Source organism: Rhizobium sp. 01T417 (genome assembly GCF_056398905.1).
On the sequence record NZ_JBFTQH010000028.1, the window covers coordinates 21,039 to 40,167 of the forward strand.

Genomic DNA, 19,129 nt, shown 5'->3' on the forward strand with positions numbered 1-19,129 from the left:
TTGATGCACATTTCGGGATCGCGGGCCACCGCCGGCAGGGCAAGCGAGATGCGGCGACAGGCAGACTTCCCCTCCAACCCGGATTTCCTCCGGCCGGCACATCAAGGATGACGACAGTGGATTATATCTCGACCCGCGGCGAAGCCCCTCCCCTCGGTTTTTGTGATGCTTTGCTGGCCGGCCTGGCGCGCGACGGCGGTCTCTACGTGCCGCGTAAGTGGCCGCATTTCACGAAAAAGGAAATCCGCGCGCTTCGGGGCAAGAGCTACCAGGAGGTCGCCTTTACGATCCTTTCGCCTTTCACCAACGGCGAGATTCCCGACGAGACGTTCCGCTCCATGATCGACGAGGCTTATGGTACCTTCCGTCACCCTGCGATCGCCCCGCTCGTCCAGACCGGCCCGAACAGCTTCGTCATGGAGCTGTTCCACGGCACGACGCTGGCGTTCAAGGATGTCGCGATGCAGCTGCTTGCCCGGCTGATGGACCATGCCCTGGAGAAGCGTGGCGAGCGCGCGACCATTGTCGGCGCCACCTCCGGCGACACTGGCGGCGCGGCGATCGACGCATTTGCCGGTCGCGAACGCACCGACATATTCATCCTCTTCCCGAACGGCAAGGTCTCGCCGGTGCAGCAGCGCCAGATGACGACCTCCACGGCCTCCAACGTTCACGCGCTTGCCGTCGAAGGCAATTTCGACGACTGCCAGAACCTCGTCAAAGCAATGTTCAACGATGCACCTTTCCGCGACCGCGTTAAACTCTCCGGCGTCAACTCGATCAACTGGGCCCGCATCATGGCCCAGATCGTCTACTACTTCACGACGTCGATCGCGCTTGGCGGACCGGACCGTAAGATTTCGTTTACCGTGCCGACGGGCAATTTCGGCGACATCTTTGCCGGTTACTGCGCCAAGCGCATGGGCCTGCCGATCGGCAAGCTGGTGGTCGCCACCAACGAGAATGATATCCTCGACCGCTCGCTCAAGACCGGCCGCTACGAGATGAAAACCGTGAAAGCGACGACTTCGCCGTCGATGGACATCCAGATCTCCTCGAACTTCGAGCGGCTGCTGTTCGAGGCCTATGATCGCGACGCATCGAAGGTTCGCGCGGCGATGAACAGCCTCAAGCAGTCCAACGGCTTCGAGATTGCAAAGGACGCCCTCGCCTTCATCAAAAAGGACTTCCGCGCCGGGCGCGCCAGCGAAAAGCAGGTCGCCCTGACGATCAAGAAAACCCATGCCGACACCGGCTATCTTCTCGATCCGCATTCGGCAATCGGCGTCTTCGTTGCAGGTAAACACGAGAAGCCGAACGCGCCGATGGTGACGCTTGCCACCGCACACCCGGCAAAATTCCCCGCCGCCGTAAAATCGGCCTCCGGTATTGACCCCGCGCTTCCGACGTGGCTTGCTGATCTGATGCACAAGGAGGAGCGCTTTCAGATTGTGAAGCCTGAGCTCAAAGCCATTGAGACCTTCATCGGCGAGCATACTCGGGCCTAAGTAACGCAGGCGCAGAAAGATAGCCAATGACAGTTGAGTGCACCCGGCTCAAATCCGGGCTGACAGTAGTCACACAGACCATGCCGCATCTGGAAAGCGTTGCGCTGGGAGTTTGGATCAAATCAGGATCGCGCAACGAGACGACAGACGAGCATGGCATCGCTCACCTGCTCGAGCACATGGCCTTCAAGGGCACGGCACGCCGCAGCGCGCGCGAAATCGCTGAAGAAATCGAGGATGTCGGCGGCGAGGTCAATGCCGCAACATCCACCGAAACGACCTCCTACTATGCCCGCGTGCTTAAGGATCATGTCCCGCTCGCTGTCGACATTCTGGCCGATATCCTGACGGAGTCCGCCTTCGAGGAGGAAGAACTCGAGCGTGAGAAACAGGTCATCCTGCAGGAAATCAACGCGGCAAACGACACGCCTGACGACGTCGTTTTCGACAAGTTTTCCGAGACCGCCTATCGCGACCAGACCCTCGGCCGGGCGATCCTCGGCACGCCGCAGACCGTGGTGTCGTTCACGCCGCAGCAGATCCGCGGCTATCTCAGCCGCAATTACACGACCGACCGGATGTTCGTCGTTGCGACCGGCGCCGTCCGGCACGACGAGTTCGCTCGCATGGTCGAGGAGCGCTTCGCGAGCCTTCCCACCTCGCCATCGGCGACGCCCGTCATGGAGCCTGCAAAATACATCGGCGGCAATATCCGCGAGACGCGCGACCTGATGGATGCGCAGATCCTGCTCGGCTTCGAAGGCAAGGCCTATCACGCCCGCGACTTCTACTGTTCGCAGATCCTCGCCAACATCCTCGGCGGCGGCATGTCATCCCGGCTGTTCCAGGAGGTGCGCGAGATCCGCGGCCTCTGCTATTCCATCTACGCCTTCCACTGGGGTTTCTCCGATACCGGGATCTTCGGCATCCATGCCGCCACCGGTGGCGAGAACCTGCCGGAACTGGTGCCTGTTATCATTAACGAACTACACAAGTCGGCGGCGACGATCGAACAGAAGGAAATCGAACGCGCCCGCGCCCAGATCCGCGCCCAGCTGCTGATGGGCCAGGAAAGCCCCGCCGCCCGCGCCGGCCAGATCGCAAGGCAGATGATGCTCTACGGCCGCCCCATCTCCAACCAGGAGATGATGGAACGCCTCGAGGGGATCACGGTCGAGCGCCTTACGGATCTTGCGGGACGCCTGTTCTTCGATACCGTGCCGACGCTCTCGGCCATTGGACCGCTCGAACATCTGGCCCCGATGGAGGATATTACCGCGTCTCTTTCCTCGCCCGATCACCAGGGCAAGCAAGCCCTCGTCTGATCCCAGATCCATCCTGCCGGGAGTGATCGATGCCAAAATCGGTTTTTCGGTTTCTGTCGCGGCAGCCGGATTCGGTCGAGCTCGAGAACGAGCACTATGTGCTGCGCCTGCCGCGCTACCAGGATTTCAACCAGTGGCACAAGCTGCGGGCGGCGAGCCGGCAGTTCTTGGAACCGTGGGAGCCGACATGGCGCCGCGACGAGCTGACGGAGGGCTCCTATCGCGCCCGTGTCATCCGCGGCAAGCAGGAGTACGCTTCCGGCCAGGCCATTCCGCTCCTTCTGTTTCACAAACAGGGCATGACGCTGCTCGGCGGCATCACGATCGGCTACATCAGGCGCGGGGCGGCACAAAGCTGCATGATCGGCTACTGGATGGGCGAGGCTTATGCCGGTCAGGGTCATATGTTCGCCGCACTTCAATTGGTTATACCCTACATCTTCGCAGGGCTTGAGTTGCACCGTATCGAAGCAGCCTGTATTCCAGACAATGCTCGGAGCATCCGCCTGCTTGAAAAAGCCGGGTTTCAGCGGGAAGGCTATCTGCGCGGATACTTGAAAATCAACGGTCATTGGCACGACCATGTAATGTTCTCATTGCTCGCCACCGACACGGATAAAGGCAGGATAACCGACAGCCGATGACCAACAACCGCATGCTGCTCTCATCACCGGCCAGGCGATCGATCGCGGTGATCGCAGCTCTCTTGCTGTCAGCCATCCTGCTAGTGGCTGGCCACGTTCAGGCCGCCGAACCGGTCAAGATTTCCCGCGACGACACGGCACTCGACCTGACTGCCACGACGGAGATCTACGCCAACCAGGGCGAAGCCTTTCAGGTCTCGACCGCTGCCGGTGCCGACGGTATCCGTCGCCGTATTGAGGTACGTGCCAGCTCCGACAACCACCAGGGCGACTGGGCCGTCTTCGCGCTTGCCAACGTCTCCGACGAGCAGCTTGAGCGCGTGATCGTGGCCCCCCACTTCCGCCTCGTGAATTCCAAGCTTTTCTGGCCGGACCTCGGTTCGCAGCGCGTTATCGCCATTACGCCGAGCGAAGGCTTTGCGCTCGACCGGCAGCCGAGCGACGAGGCGGACGTGTTTCGCATCACGCTCAACCCCGGCGCCGTCATCACCTTCGTTGCTGAGCTGACGACGCCGGAGCTGCCGCAGATCTACCTCTGGGAACCCGACGCCTACAAGGACACGATCAACGCGTTCACGCTCTATCGCGGCATCGTGCTCGGCATTGCCGGCCTACTGGCGGTGTTCCTGACTATCCTTTTCGTCGTCAAGGGCACGTCGATGCTGCCGGCAACCGCGGCACTCGCCTGGGCCGTCCTCGGCTACATTTGCGTCGACTTCGGCTTTCTCGGTAAACTGATCAGCATTGCGTCGACCGACCAGCGAATATGGCGCGCCTGTGCGGAAGTCGCCCTTGCCTCCAGCTTCGTCATCTTTCTGTTCACCTATCTCAACCTCAACCGGTGGCACACGCACCTCGGCTACGTGACGCTCGCCTGGGTGCTCGGCCTGGCGTTGCTTTTCGGCGTCGCGATCTACGACCCGGCAATTGCCGCAGGCATCGCGCGCCTCTCCTTCGCGCTGACCGCGACGTTGGGCCTTCTGCTGATCGTCTACCTCGGGCTCAACCGCTATGACCGCGCGATCCTGCTGGTCCCGGCCTGGGCCTTGATCCTTGTCTGGATCTTCGGTGCATGGCTGACGATTACCGGCCGGCTCGATAACGACATCATCCAGCCCGCACTCGGCGGCGGCCTTGTTCTCATCGTCCTGCTGATCGGCTTTACCGTGATGCAGCACGCCTTTGCTGGCGGCGCGTTCCAGCAAGGGCTGTTTTCCGATCTCGAGCGTCAATCGCTGGCTCTAACGGGCTCGGGTGATACGGTTTGGGACTGGGATGTGGCGCGCGATCGTATCGTCACGATACCCGATGTCTCCGTCAAGCTCGGCCTCCCGCCCGGCGCTATGCATGGCGCCGCGCGCAATTGGCTGCCGCGGCTGCATCCCGACGATCGCGACCGCTTCCGCGCGACGCTTGATGTGCTCCTTGAACATCGCCGCGGGCGACTAAACCACGAGTTCCGCATCCGCGCGGAAGACGGTCATTTCCACTGGCTTCTCATCCGCGCGCGGCCTGTGCTTGGCTCGAACGGTGAGATCATCCGCTGCGTAGGCACCATCATCGACGTCACCGAACAGAAGAACTCCGTCGAGCGGCTGCTCCACGACGCACTGCACGACAACCTGACCGGCTTGCCGAACCGCCAGCTGTTCCTCGATCGCCTGCAGGCCGTGCTGGCATTGGCGCCCGGTGGCGAGACGCTGCGCCCGACGGTGATGGTGATCGATATCGACCGCTATAAGCTGGTGAACGATACGCTCGGGATCGCCGCCGGCGACAATATCCTGATCGCGCTCACGCGCCGCCTGCGCCGCCTCCTCAAGCCGCAGGATACGCTCGCGCGCCTCTCCGGCGATCAGTTCGGTCTCATCCTGACGTCCGAACGCGATCCGACGAAGGTGGCCGATTTTGCCGATGCGATCAGCAAGGCGATAATGGTGCCGATCAACTTCTCCAATCGCGAGATCATCCTGACGGCGTCGATCGGGCTGGCCTCCTTCGTCGATCAGCAGGAAAGTGCTGCGGGTATGCTCAGCGACGCGGAGCTCGCGATGTACCGGGCAAAGCGCGCCGGCGGCAATCGCGTCGAGCCGTTCCAGCCCGCCTTCCGCGATTTCGGCGCCGACCGGCTGCAGCTCGAATCCGACCTGCGCCGCGCCATCGAGCGCAAGGAACTGTCGATGGTCTACCAGCCGATCGCAGGGCTTGAAGACGTGGAGATCGCCGGCTTCGAAGCTTTGATGCGATGGGAGCATCCGAAACGCGGCGGCATTCCGCCTTCGGAGTTCATACCGATCGCGGAGGCATCCGACATTATCGACATGCTCGGCCGCTTTGCGCTGGAGCAGGCGACGAACGACCTGATGGGCTGGGAGAACCAGACGGGCGAACTGCCGATCTTCGTCTCGATCAACCTCTCCAGTGCGCAGCTGCTTAACAACGAGCTTTTCGACGATGTGCGCTCGGTGCTGGCGAAGACCCATTGCGATCCGTCACGCCTGAAACTCGAGCTGACGGAATCCATGGTCATGGAGAACCCGGAACAGGCGCGCCTCGTTCTCGAGAAGCTGCGCGAAATGGGCCTTGGCCTTGCTCTGGATGATTTCGGATCCGGCTATTCGTCGCTTGCCTATCTGACGCGCTTCCCGTTCGACACGATCAAGCTCGACAAGACGATGGTGTGCGACACTAGCGACAAGAAGGCGACCGTGATTCGCTCCGTGATCGCCATGGCGCGCGAACTGGATATGAAGGTCGTTGCCGAGGGGATCGAGTCCAACGAGGATGCGATGGAACTCGCCAAGATGGGCTGCACCTTCGGGCAAAGCTATCTGTTCGGACCGCCGATGGCATCGGAGTCCGTCTTGCGGCTGCTGAAGGAGCGGTTCCCGCTGACGAAGCGCGCCTAGCCGACCCGCGACCCAAGCTATGCCGCTCCCTATTGCGGCGCAGCGGCTCCCGCTATCAGCTGATGCATGTATTCAAGCTTGGTGACCACCGGCGCTGAGAGCACGAACGGATAGGAATCGGGCTGTCCCATGCTGCGCTGTATCGAGTTGATCGCAACGCTGAGCGGCACCCACTCGTCGACAAGCTGATCGGCACTTGCTGCCCTGTAGGGGTCGAAATCCACCTCGGCCGCCATCTCTTCGTGACCGCGGGGATCAATTGCAACGCCGAAGGCGCGAGCGGTCTCCAAGGTATCGACAATGTGAAGGTAATGAGCAAAACACTCAGCGAAGTCCTCCCAGGGATGAACGCTGGCATAAGCACTGACGAAACTCTCTTGCCAGCCGGGCGGAGCGCCATTCGCGTAGTGCCGTGCAAGGGCTTCGCTGTAGTCTTTGCGCTCATCGCCGAACACCGCTCGGAATCCATCGAAGGCGTTCCTATCGCGCACGAGGCGGTTCCAGATGAAATGACCCGTCTCGTGGCGGAAATGACCGAGCAGCGTCCGGTAAGGTTCGTTCATCGAGGTGCGAGCCTGTTCGCGCGTGACGTCGTCGGCCTCGGCGGCCCGAATTGCGATAAGGCCCTCCTCGTGTCCCGTCATCGCTGGCACGACGCTGCCGTCTTCCTTGACGGTGTCTTCGAGGAAGTCGAAAACCAGGCCGCCTACGGGATCCTGCGTGCGGTCCGGGTGCGGCAGCCGCCAACGCAAGAGGGAGTAGAAGAGGTGCCGCTGTGCCTGGCTGATGCGGCGCCACCGATCGACGCCATCCTGCGTCGCTGAATTCGGCACAAGCCTGTTATGCCGGCAGGCGACGCAGTAATCCCCCGCGTCTCCGTCCTCCACCAGCCAGTTGCAGACGTCGAGGCCGGCATTGGCACAGAAGCGCACCAGATCCGGCTGAGCCACGTATTGCCAGACATCGCCGTCCTGCTGCTGAACTGCATGCATGCGCAGACTATTCGACACGAAGCCAAGGCGATGACCGCACCGAACACACTGGCGATTGTCGAAATGAACAACCTGGTCGCAGTTGTCACATACAAAGAGCCTCAACGCGCGCCTCCCTCGGGATAGGGATCAAAAACCCATCGTGCAACATGGACGGCGGGCAATTTCCGGTCGTGGTTTCCATCAACCTGCTTCTCCTGACTGGGCCTTATTGCCCGCGCCAGCAGAGAACGCGCTTTTTTTGCAGATCGTTCCGCCGATCAGGCGTGGCCGGCTTCGGCTGAAAGCATGGCGGCATTGATACCCATTGCGGCCAGTGCTCGCTCGTACTTGTCGTCGAGGCTGCGATCGAAGATCAGCTCCTCATTCGCCGCGCATGTGAGCCAGCCATTGTTGCCGACTTCGGCTTCCAGCTGTCCCGCACCCCAGCCGGCATAGCCGAGCAGCATGGTCGCCCGCTTCGGTCCCTTGCCATTGGAAATGGCGCGGATGATGTCGAGCGTTGCCGTCATGCAGATATCGTCACTGACGGGAATGCTGGATTCGCAGAGATAGTCATCGGAGTGCAGCACGAAGCCGCGGCCGCTTTCCACGGGCCCACCCGTCTGGATCGGGCAATCATGCTGAGGAAGGAGGATAGCTTCTTCGTCCTTGATCATTTCGAGATGCAGGAGAACGTCAGTAAAGGTCAGCTCTTGCGGGCGGTTGATCACGAACCCCATCGCGCCGGCATCCGAATGGGCGCAGATGTAGATCACCGTGCGGGCGAAATTGCGATCCTCCATGCCCGGCATGGCAATGAGAAACTGGCCATCGAAGAAGCCGCGTTCTCTTTTGTTTTTCACGGTCGCCAAGGACATCACTCCTCCTTCTGCCAGACCGCGCTAGGCCCCGACACCATGAGCATGAGCCAATGTCACGGATCAATCAACTGAAAATGAAAACTTAAATGTACGCGAGTTCTAGCCGAGCATAGGGATTTTCAATACATCATTGATCCATGCAGACTATTTCACTCACCATCCGCCAATGCGGTTCCGCCCTGTGCCTGTTCGTCGCCGTGCTGCAGTTTTCTCAGCCCGCCAGGGCGGAGATGAGCGCCTGGGCCGACAACGAGGGCGGTCGGATGCGCCTGATCGCGCTTCCGCCCGATGCAAACGGAAATATTCGCGCCGGATTGCAGATCGAGCCGAAGCCAGGCTGGATCACCTATTGGCGCGAACCGGGCAACAGCGGCATCCCGCCTCAAGTCACTCTCTCCTCCGAAGGCGTGTCGCTCGACAAGATGAGCTACCCCGTCCCAAAGCACATTGTCGCCGACAAGATCGATGAGGTTGCCTACGACGCGCCTGTCACCTTCCCGCTGCAACTGACGGCGAAAGACCCTGCTCTTCATGAGCTCAAGGCAAACGCCTTTATCGGCATCTGCGAGGAAATCTGCATCCCCTTCCAGGCAGAGCTATCGCTGACCTTTAAACCATTGGCCCAGTCGCGGCCGGCCGAAGAGGCTATTCTCAGGGATGCCGAGGCAGCCTTGCCACAAGCCGCCTCCTCCGCATTCAAAGTCGACGACCACGCGCTGTCGGCCGACATGAAGCAACTTTCCCTCAGCATTACCCTGCCGGAGAGTGGCGAGAGCGCGCCTGAGGTGATCGTCACAGGCCCGAGCGGGCGCGTCTTTACCAAACAGACGGCAACCCATCGCGACGGTCGCAACTTCACGACGACGCTGTCCGTGGACAAGCTTCCCAAGGCATATGACCTCAGCGGAAAGACATGGAGTGCTCTTGTCATCGACGGCTCGCGCGCCATCGAGACACCGCTTGCCTTTGAGTGATCGCGTTCTATAGTCGCGCCAAAATCGCGGCATTAGTGCCGCCATATGACAAGGAGACGTCCATGACCATCGCAATCGGCGACAAGCTTCCTGCGGCCACTTTCAAGGAAAAGACGTCGGATGGCCCGGTCGAAATTTCGACGGAGCAGCTTTTCAACGGCAAGCGCGTTGTTCTCTTTGCGGTCCCCGGTGCGTTCACGCCCACCTGCTCGCTGAACCACCTGCCGGGTTATCTCGAGAACCGCGACACCATCCTTTCCAAAGGCGTCGATGACATCGCCGTCGTCGCCGTCAACGATTGGCACGTGATGGGTGCCTGGGCCCAGTCTTCCGGCGGCATGGGCAAGATCCACTTCCTCGCCGACTGGGACGCGGGCTTTACCAAGGCGCTTGGCCTCGACACCGATCTCTCGGCAGGCGGTCTCGGCGTTCGCTCGAAGCGTTACTCGATGCTCGTCGAAGACGGCGTCGTGAAATCACTGAACGTCGAAGAAAGCCCAGGTCAGGCTACGGTTTCCGGCGCCGCCAGGATGCTGGAACAGCTGTAAGGCTTCGAGCCTCACCCAAACTGAAAGCGGCCCATGCGGCCGCTTTTGTGTTTCGTCGTCAAAGTTCACAGCACGCCACTTTTTTGCCTCATTTGTTATAACATAACTGTAATGTTATTACATTGGTGTTGCTATGACTTTTTGGGAGCTTCGACATTCTTCAGGCCTGATGGCGCTCTCTGCCGGCCGTCGCGTCTTCTATGTTGCCTTGATCGGCATCCCGCTCTGGGCGGCAATCCATTGGGCGACGCTGCTGCCATGAGCGCCATTGCGATCGAGCTTGAAGATCTGACGGTCGCCTATCAGCGGCATCCAGCCGTGCATCATGTGACCGGAACCATCGCGGCCGGAAGCCTGACGGCGATCGCCGGCCCAAACGGAGCCGGCAAATCGAGCCTGCTGAAGGCGATTATCGGAGAACTCCGTCCCTCCTCCGGCATGATAAGGCACCGGCTGAAGAGCACGGATTTCGGCTATCTGCCACAGGCAGCCAACATCAACCGCCGCTTTCCTATCTCGGTACTCGACACGGTTCTGCTGGGAGCCTGGCGACAGTCTGGGGCCTTAGGGCACATTGCATCAGCGGAGTGGCAGAAAGCGCACGACGCACTGGAGGCAGTTGGGCTGGGAGGCTTCGAACGGCGCGGCATCGGATCGCTGTCGGCTGGCCAGTTTCAGCGCGTGCTCTTTGCAAGGCTGCTGCTGCAGGATGCGAATGTCATCCTTCTCGACGAGCCGTTCACGGCTATCGATGGCCGCACCACGCGGGATCTTCTGGATATCGTTGCCAACTGGCATGGCGAAGGCCGAACGGTGCTTGCTGTCCTTCACGATTTCGCGCAGGTCCGCGCCCACTTTCCGCAGACACTCCTGCTTGCGCGCGACGTCATCGGCTGGGGCGCAACGGCGGATGTCATGTCCGAGGCGAACCTTCGCAAAGCGCGGGCGATGGCCGAGCGATGGGACGAGAGCGCCGGCATTTGCGAGCCCGCCAGATGACCGCCTACGATCTCCTCCTCGCGCCCTTCGCGGATTATGGCTTCATGCGCCGCGCGCTCGTCGCCTGCCTGTGCCTGGGGCTTGGCTCCGGGCCGATCGGTGTGTTCCTGATGCTGCGGCGAATGAGCCTCGTCGGCGATGCCATGAGCCATGCCGTTCTCCCCGGCGCCGCCATCGGCTATCTTATTGCCGGTTCGCTCTCGCTTACGGCAATGGGATTGGGCGGGCTCGTTGCCGGGCTTTCAGTTGCACTTTTGTCGGGCATGGTCAGCCGCGCGACCTCCTTACAGGAGGATGCGAGCTTCGCCAGCTTCTACCTCTCCTCGCTGGCGCTCGGCGTGCTCATCGTTTCGCTGCGCGGTTCGAATATCGACCTGTTGCACGTTCTCTTCGGCACCATCCTCGCGATCGATGCATCCGCCCTTTACGAGATCGGCGCGATCAGCACGGCGACGCTGGCAACGCTTGCGATCATCTACCGGCCGCTGGTCGCGGAATGCTTCGATCCCGGCTTTCTCCGAGCCATCGGCGGACGCGGACCGATCTATCACTTTATCTTCCTGCTGCTGGTCGTACTCAATCTGGTCGCGAGCTTCCTGGCCCTGGGAACGTTGATGGCGGTCGGCCTTATGATGCTGCCGGCCGCTATCGCGCAGCTCTGGTCGCCTAGCCTCCCGTCGATGATGGCAATCGCGGCGGCGAGTGCCACAGCCTCCGGCTATCTCGGGCTCATCGCCTCCTACCATCTCGAACTCGCCTCCGGACCGACGATCATCATGACGGCGGCGCTGCTTTACGCCATTTCGATCTTCCTTGCCCCGTCGGGCCTTGCCCGGCGGTATCTTCCTCGCCCGCATCTGAAGGGCTGACAACCGGAGACCCCCAATGATTTCCCGCAGACTGCTTTTCTCAATGATGCTTCCCGCACTCGTCGCGCTTTCGACGACGTCGGCTTCTGCCGCAACCCTCAAGGTGGTCGCATCGTTCACCGTGCTTGCCGACGTCGTCCGCCAGATCGGCGGCGACCGCGTCACGGTCACAAGCCTCGTCGGCCCGAACGGCGACCCCCATGAGTTTGAACCATCACCAAGCGACGCGAAGAACCTCAACGCTGCACAGGTTGCCTTCGTCAGCGGTGAGGGTCTGGAGGGTTGGATGGACCGCCTGATCAGCGCCTCGGGCTACAAGGGCAAACCGGTCGTCGTCTCGGAAGGGATCAAGTTCCGCACCATGGAAGAGGATGGGCAGACGGTCACCGACCCGCATGTCTGGAACAGCCCGGTCAACGTCAAGGTCTGGGTCGCCAACATCGAAGGGGCGCTTGCGAAGGCCGCGCCGGCCGATGCTGCGGCGTTCAAGACCAACGCCGAAGTCTATTTGAAGAAGCTTGATGCGCTCGATGCCTACGCGCACTCGGAGCTTGCCAAAATCCCTGAGGACCATCGCAAGGTCCTGACCAGCCACGACGCCTTCGGTTATTTCGGCCGTGAATATGGCGTGCAGTTCCTCGCTCCGGTCGGCGTCTCGACAGAGAGCGAAGCCTCCGCCGCCGATGTCGCCAAGCTGATCGAGCAGATCAAGGCCGAGCACGTGAAGACGTACTTCATCGAGAATTCCAACGATCCGCGCCTCGTCAGGCAGATCGCGAAGGCGACGGGGGCAGAGCCCGGCGGCGAGCTTTACGTCGAGTCTCTTTCCGACACCAAGGGGCCGGCTCCGACCTACGAGAAGATGTTGCGTTACAACGTCGACCAGCTCGTGGCGGCGATGGCGAAAGCTAGCTGACGGCGACGGCTGGGTCGCGCCAAGGCGCGGCCCGGCCTCAATAGTTGAGATCGAAGACGATCAGGCCGCCCAAGCCGCCGTCGGTCGAGGACACGATGCGCTCGCCGACGCCGACGTGCTCGGGATGCACGAGGTAGACGTCGCGCGCTTCCGCGCTTTCAAAGGTGACGGCAAAACCATCGACGTAGCCCGCATGTAGCCCCTCGGGCGAGACATTCGGGCCATACTTGATGTCGATGATGCCGGGGATCACCTGCTTCAATGCGACGATCGCGTCAAACAAGGACTGCTTCTCTTCCCCTGTCATGGCAGCCTTAAGCCGCATCAGCACGCAGTGCAGGATCATGTGGTGACCTCCCGGATCCGTTTTCAGGCGAGCATAAGGAGAAACGTCGCGGGGGCAAGTGACAAGGATGTGCCGTTTTGCAGAGATCCCCATCTGAATGGCCACGGCAAGACCGGCGTGCGAGACGTGACCAATTCGACGCCCTAAACCGTCGTAAACGGAACGGCGCGTCCTACATTCTCGTCTAATCTGTCGGTATCCAGTGCGCGGGGAAGAGGAGCCCCGCACGAGGCAGCATTTTCAACGGAGGAGATGGAAATGAGCAAGAACCGAGGCGTCGTCTACATGCGGCCCGGCAAGGTCGAAATCCACGACATCGACGATCCGAAACTTGAGGCACCCGATGGCCGCAAGATCGAGCACGGTGTCATCCTGAAAGTGATCTCCACCAACATCTGCGGATCGGACCAGCATATGGTTCGCGGCCGCACTACCGCGATGCCCGGCCTTGTTCTCGGCCACGAAATCACCGGCGAGGTGATCGAGAAGGGTGTCGATGTCGAGATGCTGCAGATCGGTGATCTCGTCTCCGTTCCGTTCAACGTCGCCTGCGGCCGCTGCCGCTGCTGCAAATCGCAGGACACGGGCGTCTGCCTGACGGTCAACCCGTCGCGCGCCGGCGGCGCCTACGGCTACGTCGACATGGGCGGCTGGATCGGCGGGCAGGCCCGCTACGTGACCATTCCGTATGCCGATTTCAATCTCTTGAAATTCCCGAACCGCGACCGCGCGATGGAAAAGATCCGCGATCTGACCATGCTCTCCGACATCCTGCCGACCGGTTTCCACGGTGCGGTGCGCGCCGGTGTCGGCGTCGGATCCACCGTCTATGTCGCCGGCGCCGGTCCGGTCGGGCTTGCGGCGGCTGCATCCGCCCGCATCCTCGGGGCTGCCGTCGTGATGATCGGCGACTTCAACAAGGATCGCCTTGCCCATGCCGCCAAGGTCGGCTTCGAGCCGATCGACCTGTCGAAGAGCGACCGGCTCGGCGACATGATCGCGCAGGTGACCGGCACTAACGAAGTGGACAGCGCCATCGACGCCGTCGGCTTCGAGGCACGCGGGCATTCGGGCGGCGAGCAACCGGCGATCGTTCTGAACCAGATGATGGAAATCACCCGCGCGGCCGGCTCGATCGGCATTCCCGGCCTCTACGTGACCGAAGATCCGGGCGCCGTCGACAACGCCGCCAAGCACGGCAACCTGTCGCTCCGCTTCGGCCTCGGCTGGGCAAAGGCGCAGTCCTTCCATACGGGCCAGACGCCGGTGCTGAAGTATAACCGCCAGCTCATGCAGGCGATCCTGCATGACCGGTTGCCGATCGCCGATATCGTCAACGCCAAGGTCATCCCGCTTGAAGATGCGGTACAGGGCTACGAAAGCTTCGACCATGGTGCTGCGATGAAGTTCGTGCTCGACCCGCACGGCGAAGTCGCCAAGGCGGCGTAATCAACAAGCCTCCCGAGGCTCGGCGCAGCGGGTGCATTCCGCGTCCGTTGCGCCACCCCAAAATTCCTACGCGATATCCAGCAAGAGAGCCCGATGGTCGGACACCTCGGGCTGTTCAACGACGTCGAACCCCACGACGTCAACATTTGCCGTGACCAACATGTAGTCGGCGTAGCGGCCTTCCTTGGTGTAGTGCGAGGTTCGAGTATCCTTATGGCCGCGCGAGGTCACGAGGTCGGTGAGACCGAGTTCGGCAAGCGCGTCGAACATGAGGCTGTCAGGAAGCACATTGAAGTCGCCGCAGACGACGAGCGGCTCGCCCTCGCGCCATATGCGGCGGATGAGAGCGACCAAGACATCCGCCTGGCCGCGACGCGCTGGCGTGTCGCCCTTGCCGGCAAGGTCGCGTAGGCCATGCAGTTGGGCGATGGTAATCGGACGATTGGCGCGATAATCGAACAGGCGAAGGCACTGCGCGTTGCGCGCGCGGGGGTGTGCGCCATAGCCATCGCTCGAGAAGTCGCCGTGTACGAAGTCCATCGCCTGGCCAATGACCGGATGCGATTGGCGCACGAAGGTTGCAAGCCCGAATTCCGACACGACAGAGGTCTCGCCTTCGAAAAGTTCGCCCCTTGCGGTCGGCGCGTAGAGGGCATCATGGGCGGGAAGGATCGCCTTGATCTCGGCAAACAGATTGGCGCGTTGCGGCAGGATATGACTGCGGTCGCGGTAGACCAGCCAGTCACTGGAAACGGTTACCGAGCGCGTGATTTCCTGCAGGCAGAGAACATCGGCGTCGATCTCGGCGAGGTAGGGAATGAGCGGCGCATGCAGCTTTCCGCCCCATGCATTCAGCGAGACAATCCGCATCACATCCCTCCCCGATCTACGCCGAACGTTTCCTTGCAGATTCAGGGAAACGCGCGATGTCCTTGTTTCCGCACCATTCCGAGCACCAAGTCTAGCGCTTCTTGAACGGCTCCATGCCCTTGCGGGCGAGCTCGTCGGCGCGCTCGTTTTCCGGATGGCCGGCGTGGCCCTTGACCCAGTGCCACTTGACCTTGTGGCGCTGGTTGGCGGCGTCTAGCGCCTGCCAAAGTTCGCCGTTCTTTACCGGCTTCTTGTCGGCGGTCTTCCAGCCGTTTTTCTTCCAGCCGAAGATCCACTTGGAGATGCCGTCCATTACGTATTTGCTGTCGGTGTGGAGGTCGACCTCACACGCGCTCTTCAGCGCCGTCAGCGCCGAGATGGCGGCCAGCAGCTCCATGCGGTTGTTGGTCGTCTCCGCCTCACCGCCCGACAGTTCCTTTTCGACTTCGCCATAGCGCAGCACCGCGCCCCAGCCGCCGGGGCCGGGATTTCCGGAGCAGGCGCCGTCGGTGTAGATATCGACGTGCTTCATGCCGAGAGTCCGTATTCCGCGGCGTTGGCGATCTGCCGGTGGAAGCGCAACTTGCGCAGATATTCGAGCGGGTCCTTCTTGGTGACCAGCGCCCCCTCCGGCGTCGTCAGCCAGTCGTAGAGGCGCGTCAGGAAGAAGCGCAATGCCGAACCGCGCGAAAGGATCGGTAGTGCTGCCAGTTCGGCATCGCTGAGCGGTCGGACGCTCTGGTAGCCTTCCAGCATCGCCATGCCCTTGGTGATGTTGTAGGCGCCATCCTTCTCGAAGCACCAGGCGTTCAGGATAATCGAGACGTCGTAGGCCAAGAGGTCGTTGCAGGCGAAATAGAAATCGATCAGGCCCGATAGCTCGTCGCCGAGGAAGAAGACGTTGTCGGGGAAAAGATCCGCATGGATGACACCGTCAGGCAGGTCCTTCGGCCAGTGGGCCGCGAGAAAATCGAGCTCCGTGCGGATCTCGTTCTGCAGCCCCTTCTCCACCTCGTCGGCGCGAGCCTCGGACTTCTCCCAGAGTACCTTCCAGCCATCGACCGACAGCGCATTGGGCCGCTTCAACTCGAAGCCGTCGCCAGCGACGTGCATCATTGCCAGCGCCTTGCCGACCTCGCGGCAATGCTTGGCTTCCGGCTTGCGCAGCCACATGCCTTCCAGGAACGAGATCAGCGCCGCCGGGCGATCGGACAGCGTACCAAGCAAGGCCCCGTCCTTTCGCGGCAACGGCAGCGGGCAGGACAGACCGCGAGCGGCCAGATGCTGCATCAGCCCCAGAAAGAACGGCAGATCGTTCTTCTCGACGCGCTTCTCGTAAAGGGTGAGGATCAACGGATCCTTGGTGGTGTGCAGCAGGAAGTTCGAGTTCTCGACGCCTTCCGCGATCCCCTTGTAGGAGAGCAGCGTTCCGGTGTCGTACTCCGTCAGGAACCACTTCAAATCGTCTTCGGAAATATCGGTATAGACTGCCAATTTACGTCCCACGAAAGCTTGATCAATCGAACGCCAGCGCCCCGCAGAGCGTTGGCAGCCACCGCAATCGTCCCCTCGACGACTGCTCCCCTAACCGGGATTGCGGCTCACCCGTTCACCCACGCCATATCCTCATGCGTCAGCTCTATGCTGCGCAGTTCGCGGTTGACGAGGAAATGCTCGTTTTCCTGAACCGTCTCGGCAAGCTCGACCTTGGCGTCGAAGCGCGCGCGGAAGGCCTCGATGATCTCGTTGACGATCACCTCGGGCGCCGATGCACCGGCTGACAGACCAAGCGTGGAGATCGGGCCGATCTCGTCCCAATCCAGTTCCGAGGCGCGTTGCACAAGGAGCGATTTCTTGGCCCCTGCCCGCAAAGCCACCTCGACGAGCCGCTTGGAGTTCGAGGAATTCGGCGCTCCAACGATGATGAAGAGATCGCAGCCGGGGGCTGCCTGCTTCACCACTTCCTGCCGGTTGGTCGTGGCGTAACAGATCGAGTCGGCCGCCGGTGCGGTCAGATTGGAGAAACGTTCCTGCAGGCGCGCGATCACGCCGGCCGTATCGTCCACAGACAGGGTCGTCTGCGTCACGTAGCCGAGATTGTCGGGATCGGCGGGCTGATAGACGTCGGCGTCCTCGACCGTCTCGATGAGAGAGACCGTGCCCTCCGGCAGTTGGCCCATCGTGCCGATCACTTCCGGGTGGCCCGCGTGGCCGATCAGAACGACATGGCGACCGAGCTTGTTGTGGCGCATCGCCTGCTTGTGCACCTTGGAGACCAGCGGGCATGTGGCGTCGAGATAGAAGAGGTTGCGGGCGCTTGCATCCTCCGGCACGGATTTTGGCACGCCATGCGCGGAGAAGACGACCGGCTGAGCGCGGTGCTCTTCCGGGATCTCGTCGAGCTCCTCGACGAAGACGGCGCCCTTGGCTTCCAGGCCTTCGACCACATAGCGATTGTGGACGATCTCGTGGCGGACATAAACAGGCGCACCGTAGGATTTCAGCGCCAGCACGACAATCTGGATGGCACGGTCGACGCCTGCGCAAAAGCCGCGCGGTCCGCAGAGCCTGATCGTCAAGGGAGGTTTCGCCGCAATATTCATGTCTGTTCCGGTTCGTAGGGATAGGGCTCTCTAGCCCAATATAGGCAAGAATTGAAGCGATACTATTGCGCGGGACCCCGCTTACGGAAACGCGCGACTACGACGATGATGACAAGCGTTGCCGCAAGCCCAAACCATGTGAAGGCATATTGCAGATGGTTGTTGGGCAGATCGACATCGGTGACCCCGCCGATCGGCAGCCCCTTCGGATTGGGGGTATCGTCCGCATCCACGAAGAACGGAACCACCTCGGCCTTGTCGAGCCCGACGCTCGACGCCATCACGTCGAGGTCCTTCCAGTAGAAGATATTCTTGGCGACATCATTATCAGGCACCACCCAGGACGGCTTGCCCGGAAGTTTTGCACGAGCAAGGCCGGTCACCGTTTGCTGATCGGTGAGCTGGCCCTGCATCCGCATTTCCGGCTCCTTGTTGTCGTAAGGAACGAAACCTCTGTTGACGAAGAGATAGCGGCGATCGGCAAACTGCAGCGGGGTGTAGACATAGAAACCCGTCTGGCCATGCCAGGTCGCAAAGAAGTGCCGCTCCTTGCTGTTGACGTATTCGCCGCTGACCGTGATGTGGCGATAGTCGATATCCTCGCCCGTCGCGGCCATTCCTTCGATATCAGCAAGCGATGCCGGCGACGCCTGCCGGCGCTCGGTGATATTGGCCAACAGCTTTTCCTTCCAGTGCAGCCGTTCGACCTGCCAGGTGCCGAGCGAGAGGAGGATGGCAAGCGCAATGACCACCGCGATGCCGGTGAGGACCGGTCGCTTTCGGCGTGACGCCGAAACATGAAATTCAGTCACGGGAAATGCGCCCCTCGCTGGCGTTGTGGCGATACTGCATCGCGATCAGGATCCCCTTGCACCAGCGAAGGGCAAGCAGGGAGAGAATGACGGTCAGGGGGCCGAACAGCATAATGTGCAGCCAGATCGGCGGCGCGTAGTTGACTTCCAGCCACAACACCGAGCCGATGATAATGAAGCCGACGATCAAAATGACGAACACGGCGGGGCCATCGCCAGCATCGGCAAAGGCGTAGTCCAGACCACAGGCCGAGCAGCGGGGCTTCAGCGCGAGCAGGCCATCAAAGAGCTTCCCCTGGCCGCAGCGCGGGCAGCATCCCCTGATGCCTGTCTTCACCGGATCGACCGGTGGAAAATGCGCGCTGTCCTCGTTCATGCCATCCTTCCAATTGCCTATGGCCAACCTGTGCGTCTGCCTTAACTCACCCATAAAGTATTCGCAGAGGGAAAGGAAATACCTGCGCTCTTTCGCCTCAGCGATTCGCGCCAAACAGAAGAAGAA

At 61.3% G+C, this 19,129-nt stretch carries 20 protein-coding genes; 11 read left to right on the forward strand and 9 right to left on the reverse strand.

What is annotated here, in order from left to right:
- Nucleotides 1-116 precede the first annotated feature (116 nt).
- Genes thrC through AC1DPR_RS23060 form a run of 4 tightly spaced genes read left to right on the forward strand, consistent with a single transcriptional unit; the run spans nucleotide 117 to nucleotide 6,386 of the window.
- Nucleotides 117-1,508 carry a threonine synthase gene (gene thrC, locus AC1DPR_RS23045; RefSeq protein WP_477817237.1) on the forward strand — a complete coding sequence of 464 codons (1,392 nt, stop codon included), beginning with the start codon at nucleotides 117-119 and terminating at the stop codon, nucleotides 1,506-1,508.
- Between the two features lie 26 nt (nucleotides 1,509-1,534).
- Entirely contained in the window at nucleotides 1,535-2,833 is a 1,299-nt protein-coding gene (locus AC1DPR_RS23050) for a M16 family metallopeptidase (protein ID WP_025661111.1), read from the forward strand.
- Nucleotides 2,834-2,862: 29 nt separating this feature from the next.
- Nucleotides 2,863-3,477: a GNAT family N-acetyltransferase gene (locus tag AC1DPR_RS23055; RefSeq protein WP_062370482.1), complete on the forward strand. Its 615-nt coding sequence runs from the start codon at nucleotides 2,863-2,865 to the stop codon at nucleotides 3,475-3,477.
- On the forward strand, nucleotides 3,474-6,386 hold the full coding sequence (locus AC1DPR_RS23060) for an EAL domain-containing protein (protein WP_018859015.1): 2,913 nt from the start codon (nucleotides 3,474-3,476) through the stop codon (nucleotides 6,384-6,386). Before AC1DPR_RS23055 ends, AC1DPR_RS23060 begins: the two co-directional genes overlap by 4 nt.
- Before the next feature lie 29 nt (nucleotides 6,387-6,415).
- Here AC1DPR_RS23060 and AC1DPR_RS23065 read toward each other — a convergent pair whose 3' ends face one another.
- Nucleotides 6,416-7,483: a putative zinc-binding metallopeptidase gene (locus AC1DPR_RS23065; RefSeq protein ID WP_113471794.1), complete on the reverse strand. Its 1,068-nt coding sequence runs from the start codon at nucleotides 7,481-7,483 to the stop codon at nucleotides 6,416-6,418.
- 155 nt (nucleotides 7,484-7,638) lie between these two features.
- Nucleotides 7,639-8,238 carry a YqgE/AlgH family protein gene (locus tag AC1DPR_RS23070; RefSeq protein ID WP_018859013.1) on the reverse strand — a complete coding sequence of 200 codons (600 nt, stop codon included), beginning with the start codon at nucleotides 8,236-8,238 and terminating at the stop codon, nucleotides 7,639-7,641.
- Nucleotides 8,239-8,378: 140 nt separating this feature from the next.
- Between AC1DPR_RS23070 and AC1DPR_RS23075 the strand changes: the two genes are divergently transcribed.
- The 6 genes from AC1DPR_RS23075 (at nucleotide 8,379) to AC1DPR_RS23100 (ending at nucleotide 12,547) form a co-directional block, all read left to right on the forward strand.
- Entirely contained in the window at nucleotides 8,379-9,215 is an 837-nt protein-coding gene (locus tag AC1DPR_RS23075) for a protein-disulfide reductase DsbD domain-containing protein (protein WP_018859012.1), read from the forward strand.
- A 62-nt stretch (nucleotides 9,216-9,277) separates the two neighbouring features.
- The gene (locus AC1DPR_RS23080) at nucleotides 9,278-9,763 is read left to right on the forward strand and encodes a peroxiredoxin (protein WP_018859011.1); all 486 of its coding nucleotides are present in this window, start codon (nucleotides 9,278-9,280) and stop codon (nucleotides 9,761-9,763) included.
- Nucleotides 9,764-9,896: 133 nt separating this feature from the next.
- Entirely contained in the window at nucleotides 9,897-10,025 is a 129-nt protein-coding gene (locus AC1DPR_RS23085; RefSeq protein ID WP_272481253.1) for a hypothetical protein, read from the forward strand.
- Nucleotides 10,022-10,762: a metal ABC transporter ATP-binding protein gene (locus AC1DPR_RS23090; RefSeq protein ID WP_018859009.1), complete on the forward strand. Its 741-nt coding sequence runs from the start codon at nucleotides 10,022-10,024 to the stop codon at nucleotides 10,760-10,762. Before AC1DPR_RS23085 ends, AC1DPR_RS23090 begins: the two co-directional genes overlap by 4 nt.
- Nucleotides 10,759-11,631, forward strand: a complete 873-nt coding sequence (locus tag AC1DPR_RS23095; RefSeq protein WP_018859008.1) for a metal ABC transporter permease — start codon at nucleotides 10,759-10,761, stop codon at nucleotides 11,629-11,631. The genes AC1DPR_RS23090 and AC1DPR_RS23095 overlap by 4 nt, the downstream gene beginning before the upstream one ends.
- Before the next feature lie 16 nt (nucleotides 11,632-11,647).
- Entirely contained in the window at nucleotides 11,648-12,547 is a 900-nt protein-coding gene (locus AC1DPR_RS23100) for a metal ABC transporter substrate-binding protein (RefSeq protein WP_113471795.1), read from the forward strand.
- Nucleotides 12,548-12,584: 37 nt separating this feature from the next.
- Here the strand turns inward: AC1DPR_RS23100 and AC1DPR_RS23105 are convergent, their stop codons facing one another.
- Nucleotides 12,585-12,893 (reverse strand): Dabb family protein, encoded by a 309-nt coding sequence (locus AC1DPR_RS23105; protein WP_018859006.1) that lies wholly within the window; start codon nucleotides 12,891-12,893, stop codon nucleotides 12,585-12,587.
- 258 nt (nucleotides 12,894-13,151) lie between these two features.
- On the opposite strand from AC1DPR_RS23105, the gene fdhA reads away from it, so the two are divergent.
- Nucleotides 13,152-14,342: a formaldehyde dehydrogenase, glutathione-independent gene (gene fdhA / locus AC1DPR_RS23110; protein WP_018859005.1), complete on the forward strand. Its 1,191-nt coding sequence runs from the start codon at nucleotides 13,152-13,154 to the stop codon at nucleotides 14,340-14,342.
- 66 nt (nucleotides 14,343-14,408) lie between these two features.
- On the opposite strand, the gene AC1DPR_RS23115 is transcribed toward fdhA, so the two are convergent.
- The 6 genes from AC1DPR_RS23115 to AC1DPR_RS23140 all read right to left on the reverse strand — a co-directional run bounded on the left by AC1DPR_RS23115 (nucleotide 14,409) and on the right by AC1DPR_RS23140 (nucleotide 19,003).
- The gene (locus AC1DPR_RS23115) at nucleotides 14,409-15,212 is read right to left on the reverse strand and encodes an endonuclease/exonuclease/phosphatase family protein (RefSeq protein ID WP_113471796.1); all 804 of its coding nucleotides are present in this window, start codon (nucleotides 15,210-15,212) and stop codon (nucleotides 14,409-14,411) included.
- 91 nt (nucleotides 15,213-15,303) lie between these two features.
- A complete protein-coding gene (gene rnhA / locus AC1DPR_RS23120) occupies nucleotides 15,304-15,744 on the reverse strand; it encodes a ribonuclease HI (protein ID WP_018859003.1) in 441 nt (146 codons plus the stop codon).
- Nucleotides 15,741-16,706, reverse strand: a complete 966-nt coding sequence (locus AC1DPR_RS23125) for a homoserine kinase (protein WP_018859002.1) — start codon at nucleotides 16,704-16,706, stop codon at nucleotides 15,741-15,743. The genes rnhA and AC1DPR_RS23125 overlap by 4 nt, the downstream gene beginning before the upstream one ends.
- A gap of 107 nt (nucleotides 16,707-16,813) precedes the next feature.
- Entirely contained in the window at nucleotides 16,814-17,815 is a 1,002-nt protein-coding gene (gene ispH / locus AC1DPR_RS23130) for a 4-hydroxy-3-methylbut-2-enyl diphosphate reductase (RefSeq protein ID WP_113471797.1), read from the reverse strand.
- A gap of 62 nt (nucleotides 17,816-17,877) precedes the next feature.
- On the reverse strand, nucleotides 17,878-18,627 hold the full coding sequence (locus tag AC1DPR_RS23135) for an SURF1 family protein (protein ID WP_025661099.1): 750 nt from the start codon (nucleotides 18,625-18,627) through the stop codon (nucleotides 17,878-17,880).
- Nucleotides 18,620-19,003: a DUF983 domain-containing protein gene (locus tag AC1DPR_RS23140; RefSeq protein WP_018858999.1), complete on the reverse strand. Its 384-nt coding sequence runs from the start codon at nucleotides 19,001-19,003 to the stop codon at nucleotides 18,620-18,622. Before AC1DPR_RS23140 ends, AC1DPR_RS23135 begins: the two co-directional genes overlap by 8 nt.
- Between the last annotated feature and the right edge of the window lie 126 nt (nucleotides 19,004-19,129).